Annotated in this window: 10 protein-coding genes; 6 read left to right on the forward strand and 4 right to left on the reverse strand. The window is 73.7% G+C overall.

The window, feature by feature from the left end:
• Nucleotides 1–34: 34 nt before the first annotated feature.
• The 3 genes from ACIOGZ_RS40345 to ACIOGZ_RS40355 form a co-directional block, all read right to left on the reverse strand.
• Nucleotides 35–2329: an ATP-binding cassette domain-containing protein gene (locus tag ACIOGZ_RS40345; RefSeq protein ID WP_400989593.1), complete on the reverse strand. Its 2295-nt coding sequence runs from the start codon at nucleotides 2327–2329 to the stop codon at nucleotides 35–37.
• Nucleotides 2330–2517: 188 nt separating this feature from the next.
• The gene (locus ACIOGZ_RS40350; protein WP_363625554.1) at nucleotides 2518–2859 is read right to left on the reverse strand and encodes a DUF5132 domain-containing protein; all 342 of its coding nucleotides are present in this window, start codon (nucleotides 2857–2859) and stop codon (nucleotides 2518–2520) included.
• A 309-nt stretch (nucleotides 2860–3168) separates the two neighbouring features.
• Nucleotides 3169–4869: a DUF885 domain-containing protein gene (locus ACIOGZ_RS40355; protein ID WP_363632679.1), complete on the reverse strand. Its 1701-nt coding sequence runs from the start codon at nucleotides 4867–4869 to the stop codon at nucleotides 3169–3171.
• A gap of 353 nt (nucleotides 4870–5222) precedes the next feature.
• On the opposite strand from ACIOGZ_RS40355, the gene ACIOGZ_RS40360 reads away from it, so the two are divergent.
• The 6 genes from ACIOGZ_RS40360 (at nucleotide 5223) to ACIOGZ_RS40385 (ending at nucleotide 13047) form a co-directional block, all read left to right on the forward strand.
• The gene (locus ACIOGZ_RS40360; RefSeq protein ID WP_400989595.1) at nucleotides 5223–6257 is read left to right on the forward strand and encodes a 3-oxoacyl-ACP synthase III family protein; all 1035 of its coding nucleotides are present in this window, start codon (nucleotides 5223–5225) and stop codon (nucleotides 6255–6257) included.
• A gap of 87 nt (nucleotides 6258–6344) precedes the next feature.
• Nucleotides 6345–7940, forward strand: coding sequence for an ABC transporter substrate-binding protein (locus tag ACIOGZ_RS40365; protein WP_400989598.1), 1596 nt, complete (start codon nucleotides 6345–6347; stop codon nucleotides 7938–7940).
• 74 nt (nucleotides 7941–8014) lie between these two features.
• A complete protein-coding gene (locus ACIOGZ_RS40370) occupies nucleotides 8015–8977 on the forward strand; it encodes an ABC transporter permease (protein ID WP_363587273.1) in 963 nt (320 codons plus the stop codon).
• A 40-nt stretch (nucleotides 8978–9017) separates the two neighbouring features.
• Nucleotides 9018–10925 carry a dipeptide/oligopeptide/nickel ABC transporter permease/ATP-binding protein gene (locus ACIOGZ_RS40375; protein WP_400989603.1) on the forward strand — a complete coding sequence of 636 codons (1908 nt, stop codon included), beginning with the start codon at nucleotides 9018–9020 and terminating at the stop codon, nucleotides 10923–10925.
• Nucleotides 10922–11713 carry an ATP-binding cassette domain-containing protein gene (locus tag ACIOGZ_RS40380; protein WP_363587275.1) on the forward strand — a complete coding sequence of 264 codons (792 nt, stop codon included), beginning with the start codon at nucleotides 10922–10924 and terminating at the stop codon, nucleotides 11711–11713. The genes ACIOGZ_RS40375 and ACIOGZ_RS40380 overlap by 4 nt, the downstream gene beginning before the upstream one ends.
• Nucleotides 11710–13047 (forward strand): NAD(P)/FAD-dependent oxidoreductase, encoded by a 1338-nt coding sequence (locus tag ACIOGZ_RS40385; RefSeq protein ID WP_400989600.1) that lies wholly within the window; start codon nucleotides 11710–11712, stop codon nucleotides 13045–13047. Before ACIOGZ_RS40380 ends, ACIOGZ_RS40385 begins: the two co-directional genes overlap by 4 nt.
• Here ACIOGZ_RS40385 and ACIOGZ_RS40390 read toward each other — a convergent pair.
• The gene (locus ACIOGZ_RS40390; protein ID WP_400989601.1) at nucleotides 13037–14131 is read right to left on the reverse strand and encodes an alpha/beta fold hydrolase; all 1095 of its coding nucleotides are present in this window, start codon (nucleotides 14129–14131) and stop codon (nucleotides 13037–13039) included. The two genes, ACIOGZ_RS40385 and ACIOGZ_RS40390, sit on opposite strands and share 11 nt — an antisense overlap.
• Nucleotides 14132–14418: the final 287 nt, after the last annotated feature.

The following is a 14418-nucleotide window of genomic DNA, read 5'->3' on the forward strand; positions in this document are numbered from 1 at the left end:
CGCGGTGGGTGCTCAGGTGGCGCGGCTGCTGCGGTCAGGCGGCGAGTTCGCCGGCCTGGAGCTGCCAGAGGGATGCGTAGAGTCCGTGCTGGGCGAGGAGTTCGTCGTGGGTGCCCTGTTCGGCCACGACGCCGCCCTTGTCCATGACGTAGATCCGGTCGGCGTGGCGGACGGTGGAGAGCCGGTGGGCGATCACGACCATGGTCCGCTCGGCGGCGAACCTCCGGAGCGTGCGCTGGATGGCGGCCTCGGTCTCGTTGTCCACGGCGGAGGTGGCCTCGTCGAGGATCACGACCGGCGCGTCCTTGAGGATCGCCCGCGCCAGGGCGATCCGCTGCCGCTGGCCGCCCGAGAGCGCGGCGCCGCGTTCGCCGATCAGGGTGTCGTAGCCGTCCGGCAGCGTCGCGACGAAGGCGTGCGCCTCGGCCATCATGGCCGCCTTGACCACGGCCTCGTCCGAGGCGCCGAAGCTGCCGTAGCGGATGTTGTCGGCGATGCTGCCGTCGAAGAGGAACGGGTCCTGGGCGACGAACCCGACCGCGTCCCGCAGGTCCCGGCGCGGCAGGTCGCGCACGTCGCGCCCGTCGAGCAGCACGGCACCGGACTCCGCGTCCTGGAAGCGCATCAGCAGCTTGGCGACGGTCGTCTTGCCGGAGCCGGTGGCGCCGACGAGGGCGGTGACCTGGCCTGCGGGAATGGTCAGCGAGAGGTCCTCCAGCACCGGCGGGCGGCCGGGGTAGGCGAAGGTCACGTCGTCGAGGACGATCTCGCCCCGCACCTTCCCGGTGTCGAGCGGTCCGCCGGTGCCCTCGGCCTCGACGGGCAGGGCCCGCAGGTGGTGGACCCGGTCGTAGGCGGCGAGCGTGCGCTGGTACTGGTCGACGATGCCGCCGAGTCGGTTCATGCGCAGCAGCACCATCTGGGGCAGCCCGATCAGCGGGCTGAACACCTCGAACGGCAGGCTGCCGTTGAGCACCGACCGGCCGCCGATCAGCAGGGTGCCGGCCATCGAGCTGGTCGTGCAGACCCGGACGGTCTCGACGTGGCGGATCGTGCTCCGGTCGGTCCGCTCGTTGCTCTCCTGGGCCGCCGCGCTCAGCCGGTCGATGCGCTCGGCCTCGTAGTCCTCGGTGCAGAAGCTCTTGACGGTGGCGCCGGCCTCCAGGCTGTTGACCAGTTGGCTGTGCAACCTGGCCCGGTTCTCACCGGAGACGGCGTAGTCGGCCGTGACCTTCTCCTGGTAGCGGAGCGACAGCCAGGCGATGACCGGGATGGGCAGGAACGCGATCCAGGCGATCTGCGGTGCCAGCAGGAGGAACACCGGCACCAGGATGGCCAGGCTGGTGCCCAGCTGGAGCACGTCGTTGGCCGAGGTGGTGAAGAAGGCGCCCAGCTGGCGGACGTCGTCGGTGAGCACGCCGGCGATCCGGGTGGTCCGTTCGCCTTCCAGGTGCCGCAGTTCGAGGTGCTGGACGTGGTCGTACGTGCGGCTCCGCCAGTCGTGCTCGATGTCCTGGCCGAGTCGGCGCCACTGGAGGTTCGAGGAGTAGGAGAGGCCCGCGACGGCGGCACAAGCGACGGCCACCAGCCCTGCCAGGCCCCAGAGTTGGGCGGACGCGGTGGTCAGACCGATGCGGACCAACGGCGCGGCCTCGCCCTTGATGAGGACCAGAGCCGTCCAGCCGAGGAAGGTGGCGAGCGCCATCTCCGAGACCTGGCAGGCGACCGAGAGCGCGGAGGCGCGGAAGAGGCGGCGGCGGTGCGGTCCGACGACCTCCAGCAGGCGGTGGCGTTCGGTTCCGGTCCCGGCCGGCTCGCCGGCCGTGTCGGCCGTTCCGCGCCAGGCCTTCCGAAGGACGGCCACGGTCGCGGTCGCGACCCCGCCGAGTGCCACCAGTTGCCTGCTCAGCGCCGACCCCCGGATCAGCGCGACGCCGGCCGCAACCCCGCCGCCGACGGCGAGGACCGGTCGCACGACGAGGCCGCGGTCCGGGCGCGGGGCCGGTGCGGCGGGCCGCGCCGACGCCGGACTCACCGTCCCGGTCGGCCCCTGCGCGACCAGGGCGACGGCCCTGCGGACGATCCGGCCGACGTCCGCGGCGCGCACCCGTGCGTCGTGCCGGACGAGGACTCCACCGGTGACCGGACTCGCCTGTGCCTCGGTGATCCCGGGGACGCGCCGCAGGGCGGCGGCGAGGATCTCGGCCGTCCGGGGCCGTCCGAGGACCGGCTTGACGTCCCAGCGCTGGCGCCCCGGGATGACCGAGCGCGGGCGCACGTCCGAATCCACGGGAAGGTTCCCGGCTGCTGCGGCCAGCAGAGATGGCATGTGTACGATCACCTGTTTGCGGAGGTCACGGATGGACCGTCATTGGGCATGACGGAGCACCGCGACAAATGGAAAGTCTGAAGGGGAAAGCGATACGGCCGACAGGGCGGCGGTAGCTGCTCGGGCACATCTTCCGAGACCGGTCGAAACATGCGCCCGAGCGACTGATCGGTCCGCGGGGCGGAGCGTCAGGGAGTCTTGCCGGCGCCGACGGTCGCGGTCGCGCGGATCTTCGGGGCCCTCGACTCGTGCTCGACCCGGTGGACGGGCTCGGTCTTCTCCTTGTGCGGGACGGGGCCCTCGGCGGCCCGGTGGTGCTCGTCGGAGGTGATCTGCGCGGCCACCATGTCGGCGGCCACCTCGGCCGCGAGGTCGTGGATTCCCTCTCCGGCCTCATGGGCCGCCTTCTTCACCTCCATGGCGATGCCGACGGACGTCTTGACGACGCCACGGACCAGCGGCTTGAGGAGCCGCTTGGCCAGCGGCGCGACGATGAGGCCGATCAGGAAGGGCGGTACTACGGGCGGCATGATGCTCCAACCTCTCTACGCAGACGGATGACAGGGGACCCCGGGGGCACTGCGAACTCCGGAGCACACACAACAGGGCGGACGGAAGCACCCATGTCCGAAATTCTTCGTTCCCGTGCCGGATTCCCTGCTGGGCCGAAAATTCCTCTGGGGTCCACCGCCCGCTCTCTGGCCACCGTAGTCGAGCCAGGTCCACCGAGAGCAAACGTCCTTGGCGGAATTCACCCGTGCGAGTGCTTTAAATCCAATCCGCCTCCACGGGTTGGAATATGCATACTCACCAAATAAGCCAATTATCCTATTTAAATATCAGGTCCCGTCCTGGGCCCCTCGTTCCACCCGTCGGCGCAACACGGGGAACGGCAGCCCGCCACCACCCAGCACGGCCTCGTGGAAGGTCCGCACCTCGAAACCGGCCCCCTTCTCGGCCTCCGCCCGGGCCCGCAACCGAACGAACTCCAGGTAGCCCGCACGGTAGGACAGCGCCTGCCCGGGCAGGTCCGTCGAGTACCGCAGCAGGTCCGAGGCGATCTGGCCGTCCGCCTCGGTGGAGTTGGCGCGCATGAAGTCCCGGGCCTGCTCCAGGCTCATCGTCCCGAGGTTGAGCCCGGTGTCCACGACGAGGCGCTGCGCGGTGAATCGCTCCTGCGCAAGGCGCCCGTAGGCGTCCCAGGGGTCGTCGTAGAGGCCCATCTCCCAGCCGAGGCCCGCCGCGTACTCGGCCCAGCCCTCGTTGAAGGCGCCGAACTCGGCCACCTCACGACGCAGTTGCGGCAGCACGCGGTTCTCGGCCTGCCGGGCGAGGTGGAAGTGGTGCCCGGGGGCCAGCTCGTGGTGGATCAGGGAGGCCGCGCCGATCAGCGAGCGCCCTTCCAGACCGGAACCGTTGTAGCGGTAGCGCCCGATCGGGGCGGCCGGAGTGGGCAGCTCGTAGTACCCGAAGGTCATCCCCGCCTCCAGCGCCGGATCCAGCCGCGCCAGTCCGTACGGCGCGGCCGGCAGCACCGCGAACCAGCGCGGCAACAGCGGGGCGAGCCGGTCGAGGTAGCCGCGGTAGCGGGCCTCGACCTCCTCGGGAGTCCGCGCGTAGAGCCGGGGCTCGGTGCGCAGCCGCTCGTGGAACTCCCCCTCCGGGCCGTGGAATCCGAGGGCGGCTCGGGCCTCCCGCATCCGCTCGGCGAGCTCCCGGCACTGCTCCCGGCCGAGCTCGTGGAGCCGCTCGGGCGGCGTGTCGCCCCCGCTGTGGATCCGGACGAACTCCCGGTACGCCTCCTCCCCGCCTTCGTACCGGGCCCAGCCGACGGCCCGCGGCGCCTCGCGCAGGTAGCCCGGGTCGTCGAGGACGGCGAGCAGGCCGTCGAAGGCCGGCAGCAACTCGGCTTCCACCAGCCGCCGCACGCCGCTCCGGACCCGTCCGCGCTCGGCCGGCCCGAACTCACCGAGCCGGGCCTCGTCCACCTCCACGCGCTCCGCCACCGACGCCCGCAGGCCCGCGAGGGTGGCGCGCACCCCGGGCAGGGCCGGAGCGGGCACCCGGAAGCCGCGCGCGGCCTGCCCCGCCGCCTTGTCACCGATCGAGCCGACCACCCGGGCCAGCTCGCGTACCAGCACCAAGTACCGTTCGGCGTCCGCTGGTTCGCCGAACCGGTGGCCCCGCAGGACCACGTCGACGTACTGCGACAGCGGGAACAGCCGGTACGGCGTGGCCGCGGGCGTCAGCCAGTAGCAGCGGTGGGCGCGCACCTCCTGCTCGGCCAACCCCGCGAGGAATCCGACGGTGTCGGCATCGGTACCGGACAGCTCCGCGCCGTCGAGCGCCCGCACCCGGGCCAGCACCTCCTCGGCGAACCGCGCCCGCTCCTCGGCCTCGGCGGGCGACGCTCCGGGGAGCGTCTCGACCGGGAGCCCCTGGCGGACTCTCAGCAGTGGATCGCGCTCCAGCAGGAACTCCCAGTAGCGGTCCGCCAGATGGCTCGCCGCCCGGCCCGGCTCGTTCGTCCTCGCGCTCATGCGGCCAGTGTGGCGGTGCCGGGCCTGCCGCCCTGCCCGGTCGCCCGAAACAGCGGCCTCGGTATCCCCCGAACGGATGAGGCGGCTGGTTTCGCCCCCGGCCCGTGCGGAAGGCGACCGCATCAACCGGAGCCCCGGGATGTCACCGTGCGCACGGACGTTCTGATGAGCTTACTTGTCCCCGGTCGGCGCGCCGGGAGGGTCGGCTGTGCGTGCGCCGCAGCCGGTTCCCGGGATCGCGGCGCCCTCACCCCCCGGACCGCCCGCCGTAGCGTGCTCGGCGACCCCTGCGCCTCCGGCCGCCGCCACACCGCCCCGGAGGTCCTGATCGCGCCCGAGCGGAGCACCGTCGCATGACCGTCACCCAGGACAAGCCCCTGCACCACCACACCGGCGCGGGGTTACCCGCCCCGTTCGCCGTCGCGGGGACCGGGGTGCACCTGCCCCCGACCGTCGTCACCAACGAGCAACTGACCCGCTCCCTCGACACCAGCGACGCATGGATCACCAGCCGCACCGGCATCCGTGAACGCCGCCGCCTGGCCCCGGACCTGGCCACCTCCGACATGTGCGTCGACGCCGCGCACCAGGCCCTGGACGCGGCGGGCACCGCCCCCGCCCAGTTGGACGCGGTGATCGTCGCCACCTACACCTGGGACCAGCCCCTGCCCTCCACCGCGCTGATCGTCAAGGACGCCCTGGGCGCCCACCGAGCCCTGTCCCTGGACGTCACCCAGGCGGCCTGCGCATCCGGCGTCCAGGCCGTACTGATCGCCGCCCACCTCCTCCAGAACCCTTCCATCACCACCATCCTGGTCCTCGCCGCCGACTGCGCCTCCAGGATCACCGACCCCACGGACCGCACCACCGGCGTCTTCTTCGGCGACGCCGCGGCCGCCGTCGTGCTCACCCGCTCCGAGACCGCGGGCGCGGGCCTGCTCTCCTACGACCTGGGTTCCCAGCTCTCCTACGACGTCCAGGTCCCGGCCGGCGGCTCCCGGCTGCCCACCAGCGCGGCCACCCTGGCCGCCGGCGCCCACTACCTGCGCATGGACGGCCGCTCCGTCTGGAACACCGCCACCACCCGCCTGCCCGAGAGCATCACCAGCGCCGCCCGGCAGGCCGGCGTGCCGCTCGACGAGATCCGGCACTTCTTCCTGCACCAGGCCAACCTGAACCTCCTCACCGAAACCGTGAAGGCCATGGGCGTCCCTCAGGACCGCGTCCCCGTCACCGTCGACCGGCTCGGCAACACCGGATCGGCCGGCCTGTTCACCGCACTCCACTCCACCGTCGCCGCGGGCGGCCTGCGACCGGGCGACACCTACGTCCTGTCCGGGATCGGCGCGGGCTTCCAGTGGGGCACCCTCTGCCTCCGGCACGCCTGACCCCGACCACCGTGCCACATTCGAACACTCTTACCGGGCAAGCGAGTTGACTCGCCAGTGGCGGAACTCGGTGGCACCATGACGGCCATGCCCCGTCGTACCCCGCCGCCCTTCCGGACGGCCGCCGCCACCGTCCTGGCCGCCGCACTGACCGTCGCGGTGGCCGGCTGCGGGGGCGCGGCCCGTCCCTCGACGAGCACCCCGCTCGCCGAACACGGGACCGTCCGGATCGCCGCGTCCAGCGAGACGCCGAGCTTCGACCCGTACACGGCCTTCGGCGCGGCCCAGGCCCGCTACGCCTACGACTCGCTGGTCAACGTCTCCGCCGACGCCACCCTGGTCTCCGGCCTGGCCTCCTCCTGGGAGGCCACCACCACCACGGCCGTCTTCACCCTCCGCCCGGGGATCACCTGCTCCGACGGCACCCCCCTCACCGCCACGGCGGTCGCCCGCGCACTCACCTACGCCGGAGACCCGGCCAACCAGCTCGCCGGCGCCCAGACCGTCCTGCCCAGCGTCCCGTACACCGCGAGCGCCGACGACGCGACCGGCACCGTGACGGCGACCACCACCACCCCCTTCCCGTTCCTCACCCGCACCATCGGCCTGCTGCCGATCGTCTGCCCCGCCGGCCTCGACCGGCCCCGGACGCTGGACCGCTCCACCCGGGGCACCGGACCGTACGTGCTGACCCACTACACCCCGGGCGGGCCGTACGAGTTCACCGTCCGCGAGGGCTACACCTGGGGCCCGGCCGGCGCGACCACCGCGGAGCCCGGCCTGCCGGCCCGCCTCGTCATCTCGGTGGTGCCCCAGGCCTCCACCACCGCGAACCTGCTGCTCACCGGGGGCGTCGACATCGCGGACGTGAACGGGCCGGACCGCACCCGGCTCACCGGCCACGGCCTGTCCACCACCGACGTGGCGACCGTCGTCGGGATGACCTTCTTCAACCAGCGCCCCGGCCGGCCGCTGGCCGAACCGGCCCTGCGCCGGGCCCTGGTGTCCGCGCTCGACCGCCAGGGCCTCGCCAACGTCGCCGTCGGCGGCACCGGCACGCCCGCCACCGACTTCGGCGCCGAGGGCGCCGTCTGCCACGCCGACCTCGCGGCCGCGAACCTGCCCGCGCAGGACGCCACCGAGGCACTGCGCGCCGCCGGCTGGACCCGTGGCCCGGACGGCCGGCTGACCAAGGACGGCAAGCCGCTCCGGCTGCGCCTGATCACCAGCCCCGACCTCGGCCCCACGCTGTCACCCGTCGCCGAGCTGATGGCCCGGACCTGGACGGTGCTGGGCGCGGACGTCAAGCTGGTCACCGAGAGCCTGCCCGCGCTCGTCAACGCCATGTACCAGACCGGCGACTTCGACGTCGTGGTCGGCACCTCCCCCGGCTTCGCCCTGCCCGTCGGCTTCATCCCCTTCTTCTCCGGCCCGCCCCCCGCCCAGGGCCTCAACTTCGCGGGCGTGGCCAACCCCGAATACGACGCCCTGGTCGCCCAGGCCCTCCGGGAACCGGACACCGAAGGCTGCGCCACCTGGAACCGGGCCGCCGCCGCCCTCTTCCGATCGGCCGACGCCCTGCCGATCGCCGACGGCCGGAGCAGCGTGTACGGGCGCAGCACCACCTTCGCCACCACCTTCGGCGGCCAGCTCGTCCCCACCAGCATCCGCCTGCACCGATGACCGGGGGAACCCGCGTGACCGTACCCCGCCGTTCGCCGCCTCTGCCGCATCTGCCGCATCTGCCGCGGCACCTCATGCCCCGTCTCCTACGGCACCCGTGGACGGCGTTCCTCGGCCGGCGCACCGCCCGGCTGCTCCTCTCGCTCGGGGTCGTGCTCACCGCATCGTTCGCGATGATCCGCCTGGTGCCCGGAGACCCGGTCCGCGCGGCGCTCGGCGTCGACGCCTCCCCCGCCCTGGTGGCCGCACGCCGGCACCAACTCGGGCTCGACGAACCCTTCCTGGCCCAGTACCGGCACTATGTCGACGGCCTCGTGCACGGCGACCTCGGCACCTCGCTGGTCACCTCGACACCGGTCGCGGAGCTCGTCCGCACCCGGCTGCCGGCCACCCTGGAGATCGCCGGCCTGGCCTTCCTCGTCACCCTGGCCGTCGCCCTGCCCGGCGGCCTGCTCGCCGCCGTCCGCACCCGGGACGGCCGGCATCCGCGCAGCGAACTGGCGTTCACCACGCTCACCGCCGGCCTGGCCGGGATCCCCGACTTCGTCCTGGCCGCCGGGCTCACCGCGCTGCTGGCCGTCGGCCTCCAACTGCTGCCGGTGGCCGGCACGGCGGGCGCCGGGTCCTTCGTCCTGCCGGTCCTCGCGCTCTCCGTGGCGCCCACCGCCGTCCTGGTGCGCATCGTCCGGGTGGAGGCGCTGAAGGTGCTGTCCGAGGACTACCTGCGCACCGCCCGCGGAAAGCGGCTGTCACCGCTACGCCGTTACCTACGGCACGCGGCGCCGAACATGGCCACCGCCGCGCTCACCGTCGCCGGAGGCCTGCTGCCCGCCCTGATCGCCGGCACCGTGCTGGTGGAGAAGGTCTTCGCCTGGCCCGGCATCGGTTCGGCCCTGGCGCAGTCCGTGAGCTCGCAGGACTACCCGGTGATCCAGGCGATGGTCCTGATCCTGGGCACGACCGTCCTGCTCGCCGCGCTCCTGGTCGACGTGCTGCTGGCGCTGCTCGACCCGCGCTCGACGATCCGGGAGAGCTGAGGTGCCGATGCCCCTTCCCACCAGGTACCTCCGCTCGCCCATGGCCTGGGCCGCCACCGCCATGCTGGCCTCTCTGATCGTGCTCGCGCTGGCGGGCCCGCTCGTCTGGGGCGCGGCGGCCGACCTGCCCGACCCCTCGGCGGTGCTCCAAGGCCCCTCCACTGCCCACCCCTTCGGCACCGACAACCTCGGACGGGACCTGCTCGCCCGGGTCCTGACCGCCACCCGGCCCTCCCTGCTGCTCGCGCTGGCCGCGACCGCGATCGGCGCGAGCACGGGCATCCTCCTCGGCGCGTCCACCGCCGTCGTCGGCCCCCGCGCCCGCCGCCTGCTCGCGGCACTGATCAACCTCCTGCTCGCCTTCCCCGCGCTCCTGGTCGCGCTCTTCCTCGCGGTCGTGTTCGGCGCGGGCGCGGCCGGGGCGATGCTCGCCCTCGCCGTCGCCGGTGTACCCGGCTTCGCCCGGCTCGCCCAGACCCTCGCCGCCGCCGTCGCGGGCACCGACCACCTGGCCTCCGCCCGGGTCCTCGGCCTGCGCCGGCACCGGCTGCTGTGGCGGCACGTCCTGCCCAACATCGCCGAACCGCTGCTGCTGAGCGCGACCACGGCGGCGGGCACCTCCCTGGTCGCGCTCTCCGGGCTGAGCTTCCTCGGCCTGGGCGTCCAACCGCCCGGCTACGACTGGGGGCAACTGCTCAACCAGGGGCTCGACCGGATCTACGCACAGCCGCTGCCCGCCCTCGCCCCCGGCCTGGCCATCCTCTACGCGGCGGTGACGTTCCAACTGCTCGGCGAGGTCCTGGCCGGAGGCGCCGCCCGGCGCAACCCGGCGGACCGTACGGACCGTACGCCCCGGCGACGGATCGCGCCGGGTGGGCCGAGTGCGCCGAGCGGGCCGGGTGGGCCGAGCGGGCCCGCCGAGGACGGCCTCGTCCTCCAGGTCGAGGAGCTGAGCGTCGAACTCCCCACCCCGGACGGTGTGATCCGGCCGGTCCGCGGGGTGAGCCTCTCCCTGCGGCCGGGCGAGATCGTCGGACTCGTCGGCGAGTCCGGCTCCGGCAAGTCGCTCACCGCGCTCGCGATCGCCGCCCTGCTCCCCGAACGTGCCCGGGTCTCCCACCGCACCCTCCGGCTGCTCGGCGCCGACCTGGACGCCATGACGCCGAAGCAGCGCGACCAGCACCTCGCGACCGGCCTGGCGATGGTCTTCCAGAACCCGGCCACGGCACTCAACCCGTCACTCCGGATCGCCACCCAGCTCACCGAGGCACCCCGCACCCATCTCGGCACGAGCCGCACCCAGGCCCTGCGCGATGCCGCGGACGCCCTGCAACGGGTGGCCCTGCCCCCCGCCCTGCTACGGTCACGCCCCCACCAGCTCTCCGGCGGCCAGCGCCAGCGCGTGATGATCGCCGCCGGCCTGATGATGCGGCCCGGCCTGATCATCGCGGACGAACCGACGACCGCCCTCGACACCACCGTGCAGCGGCAGATCACCGAACTGCTCTCCGACCTGCGGCGGGACACCTCCGCCGCCGTCCTGTTCATCAGCCACGACATCGCGCTCGTGAGCGGATTCTGCGAACGCGTCCTGGTGATGTACGCGGGCTCCGTCGTCGAAACCCTCCCCGCCGACCGGCTCGCCACCGCCGCCCGGCACCCCTACACCCGGGCCCTGGTCGCCTCGGTACCGGACCTCACCGCGGACCGCGACCGGCCGCTGCCCACCGTGGCGGGCGCGCCGCCCGACCCGATCGCACCCGCCCCGGGCTGCCCGTTCGAGCCCCGCTGCCCGTGCCGGCAGGACCGCTGCGCCCGGGAGGCTCCGCAGCTGGACGACGTCGACGCGCTCCAGCGGGTCGCCTGCTGGTACCCCCCGCCGGCGCCGGCAGAGACGGACCGGGCGACGGAACATACGGAACATCAGGTGGAGGCGGACCCGTCATGACCAGCCTGCGGCTCTGCGACCTCACCGTCCGCCACCACGGCCCGCGCGGCCCCGTCACCGCCGTGGACCGCGTCTCACTGGAGGTCCCGGCCGGCACCACGCTCGGGCTCGTCGGCGAGTCCGGCTCGGGGAAGTCGACCCTGGCCCGCGCGATCGTCGGGCTCGCCCCCGTGCACGGGGGCCGGGTCCTCGTCGACGACCAGGACGTCCGGGTCCGTACCGTCCGTGCCCGGCGCCGGCTCGGCCGCCTGGTCCAGATCGTCCTCCAGGACCCGGACACCGCGCTCGACCCCCGGATGACCGTCCGCCAGACCCTCGTCGAGGCCGCCACCGTCTTCCAGTGGCTCGACCGGCACGCCCGTACCGAGCGCGTCGCCGCGCTGCTCGACCTCGTCGGACTGGACCCCCGGCTCGCCGGCCGCCTGCCCCGGCAGCTGTCCGGCGGCCAGCGCCAACGGGTCGCCGTCGCCCGCGCCCTGGCCGTCGGACCCGGACTCCTGATCGCCGACGAGATCACCTCGGCACTCGACGTCTCGGTACAGGCGTCCGTCCTCAACACGATCCGCGAACTCCGGCAACGGCTCGGCCTGTCCATGCTGTTCATCGGCCACAACCTGCCCGCGGTCTGCTACGTCTCCGATACGGTGGCGGTGATGCAGCGCGGCCGGATCGTCGAAACGGGCCCCACCGACGCCCTCCTGCGCGACCCGCAGCACCCCTACACGCGCGAGCTCCTCGCCGCCGTCCCCCGCCTGTCCGGCCCACCGCCCTCCCGGAGGTCCCGATGACCGTCGACCGACCCGACGCGGTGGTGGTCGGGGCCGGGGTGATCGGCACCGCCGTCGCCCTCGAACTCGCCCGCACCGGACGGCAGGTGGTCGTGGTGGACAAGGCCGGCGCGGCCGGCCACGGATCGACCGGCGCGTCCAGCGCGATCGTCCGGTTCAACTACTCCACCTTCGACGGCGTCGCCACGGCCTGGGAGTCCCTCCACCTGTGGGCGTCCTGGCCCGAGCACCTCGGGCTCACCACCGACCGCCGCCCGCTCGCGGCCTTCCGCCGCACCGGCGCCGTGCTGCTCGACGCGCCCTTCCCCGAACCCGCCGACACCGCGGCCCTGTTCGACCTGGCCGGCGTCCCGTACGAACGGTGGGACACCGCGACCCTGCGCGGGCGCCTGCCCGGGATCGACGCCGGGCGGTACTGGCCGCCGAAGCCCGTGGACGACGACGCCTTCTTCGACGGCCCGGCCGGTGAGCTCGGTGCCCTGTTCACCCCGGACGCCGGGTTCGTCGACGACCCGCAGCTCGCGGCCCAGAACCTCGCCGACGCGGCGGGCGAGCTGGGTGCGCGCTTCCTGTTCCACCGCACCGTGGTGGCCGTCGACCGGCACGCGGACCGCGTGGCAGGCCTCCATCTGGCCGACGGGGCCCGGATCGCCGCGCCGGTCGTGGTCAACGCCGCCGGCCCGTGGTCGGGAGGCCTCAACCGGCTGGCGGGTGTCGGCAGCGACTTCACCATCGGTGTACGCCCCCTGCGCGAGGAGGTCCACCAGATCGCCGCGCCCGACAGCTCCACCACCCGCCTCACCAGCGGCCCCACCGCCCGCCCCGGGCCGGTTCCGGTCGTCGCCGACCTCGACCTCGGCACCTACCTGCGCCCGGTTGCCGGGGGCCGCCTGCTCATCGGCGGCACCCAGCCGGCCTGCGACCCACCGGAGTGGATCGACGACCCGGACGAGGCCGACCCGCGCCCCACCGCCCACCGCTTCCGGACCCAGGTGACCCGCGCGGCCCGCCGCTTCCCCGGGATCACGGTCCCCAGCCGGCCCGTCGGCGTCGCGGGCGTGTACGACGTCGCCGACGACTGGACCCCGATCTACGACCGCACCGCCCTCGACGGCTACTACGTCGCCATGGGCACGAGCGGCAACCAGTTCAAGAACGCACCGCTGGTGGGCCGCTACCTCGCGACCCTGATCGACCTGGTCGAGGCCGGCCACGACCATGACGGCGACCCGGTCCGCTACCGCTGCGAGCACACCGGCAACGTCGTGGACCTGGGCGCGTTCTCCCGCCGCCGCCCCGTCCGGACCGGCTCCGCCCGCACGGTCATGGGCTGAGGGTGCGCAGTTCGCTCACCAGATCCGAGACCACCCCGACCACGAACCCGGGCTCCTCGGTCGGGAAGTCATGGCCGGTTCCCGTCGGCGTGTGCACCACCCGGGACGCGGTCGACGCCGCCAGGTAGCGGGTCCGGGCCCCGAGGTAGAAGCGCGCCATCCGCTCGGCCTCGGCGGCGTCCCCGGCGGCGGCCAGCACCGTCTCCCCGCCCGTGAGGTCGCGGGGTATGACCAGCACCAGCGGCAGGTCGCCGAGGTCCCCGTCGTAGACCACGGTCTCCCAGCCCACCTCCGCCAGGCCGACGGGCGAGAGCTCCGCGAAGATCGACGCGGCGGCGCAGTACTGGCCGGTCCGACTGTCCCGGCCCCGGCCCCGGCCCCGGTGAACACCGAACAGGTGCCGCACCGCCGTCAGCAGGAACTCCCGGCGCATGCCCGCGACCAGCCGATTGGGCGGCGCGAAGGCGATGACCTCCAGGGGCGTCGGATCCAGCAGCACGAGTCCGGCCACCACGTCCGGCCGCCGCCTGGCGGCATTCGCGACCAGCAGCCCGCCGAAGGAATGGCCGACGAACACGTATGGGGCCCGCTCCCCCGCCGCCTCCAGCGCGGCCACCAGCTCCTCCGCCTCGGCCGCCGTCGTCCTCGGGAAGGGCCCGACGTCACTCCAGCCCGAGCCGAACCGGTCGACCAGCACCGAGCGGGTCCGGGCCGCCATCATCGCGTGCAACTGCCCGAACTCCTCGCCCGGCGCGTGCCCGCCCGGCATCCAGACCACCGTCGGCCCATCCCCGGCAACCCCCTCGGCGAGGACGTGCATCCGGCGTCCGCCCACCCCGACCAGCCGCCCCGGCGCCCCGCCCGCCCCCGCGCCCCGGCCGACCAGCACCAGATGCCGCACCGCGCCGACCGCCAATACCACACCCACAGTCACCACTAAGCACCCGAGTGCCACCAGCCATCCCGCACCGCCCCCGACCAGCCCGACCCCCACACCCACCACCAGCACCGCGACCGGCACTCCCGCCCAGTCCCGGCTCAGCGACGCGAGCAGGGCATCCGCCACCCGTCCGTTCCGGCGCATCGGTCCTCCACGGCATCCGAGAGGCGACCTCTCCCCCTGTTCTTCCCCCATCCCCCCACTCCGACGCGCCCACACGAACACACATTCGACATGGCAGGCCCTGCCCGCCCTGCGCCCCACCCACCGCGCGCCCCGCCCCCGTGTCGCTGCCCATCGGAGAGGAGCCGGCCACCAGGCCACATCTCCACAAATGCAAAGAACCCCCATCCGGTTTCCCGGATGGGGGTTCTCTGTGAATGATTGTTCGGCGGCGTCCTACTCTCCCACAGGGTCCCCCCTGCAGTACC

The sequence above is a fragment of the Kitasatospora sp. NPDC088160 genome, from assembly GCF_044741445.1.
In the GTDB taxonomy this organism is placed as follows: Bacteria; Actinomycetota; Actinomycetes; order Streptomycetales; family Streptomycetaceae; genus Kitasatospora.

What these genes read in the sequence shown, in the direction of transcription:
- ACIOGZ_RS40345 (WP_400989593.1), bottom strand. Translation starts at nt 2,329, where the DNA reads ATGCCATCTCTGCTGGCCGCAGCAGCCGGGAACCTTCCCGTGGATTCG.
- ACIOGZ_RS40350 (WP_363625554.1), bottom strand. Translation starts at nt 2,859, where the DNA reads ATGCCGCCCGTAGTACCGCCCTTCCTGATCGGCCTCATCGTCGCGCCG.
- ACIOGZ_RS40355 (WP_363632679.1), bottom strand. Translation starts at nt 4,869, where the DNA reads ATGAGCGCGAGGACGAACGAGCCGGGCCGGGCGGCGAGCCATCTGGCG.
- ACIOGZ_RS40360 (WP_400989595.1), top strand. Translation starts at nt 5,223, where the DNA reads ATGACCGTCACCCAGGACAAGCCCCTGCACCACCACACCGGCGCGGGG.
- ACIOGZ_RS40365 (WP_400989598.1), top strand. Translation starts at nt 6,345, where the DNA reads ATGCCCCGTCGTACCCCGCCGCCCTTCCGGACGGCCGCCGCCACCGTC.
- ACIOGZ_RS40370 (WP_363587273.1), top strand. Translation starts at nt 8,015, where the DNA reads ATGCCCCGTCTCCTACGGCACCCGTGGACGGCGTTCCTCGGCCGGCGC.
- ACIOGZ_RS40375 (WP_400989603.1), top strand. Translation starts at nt 9,018, where the DNA reads ATGGCCTGGGCCGCCACCGCCATGCTGGCCTCTCTGATCGTGCTCGCG.
- ACIOGZ_RS40380 (WP_363587275.1), top strand. Translation starts at nt 10,922, where the DNA reads ATGACCAGCCTGCGGCTCTGCGACCTCACCGTCCGCCACCACGGCCCG.
- ACIOGZ_RS40385 (WP_400989600.1), top strand. Translation starts at nt 11,710, where the DNA reads ATGACCGTCGACCGACCCGACGCGGTGGTGGTCGGGGCCGGGGTGATC.
- ACIOGZ_RS40390 (WP_400989601.1), bottom strand. Translation starts at nt 14,131, where the DNA reads ATGCGCCGGAACGGACGGGTGGCGGATGCCCTGCTCGCGTCGCTGAGC.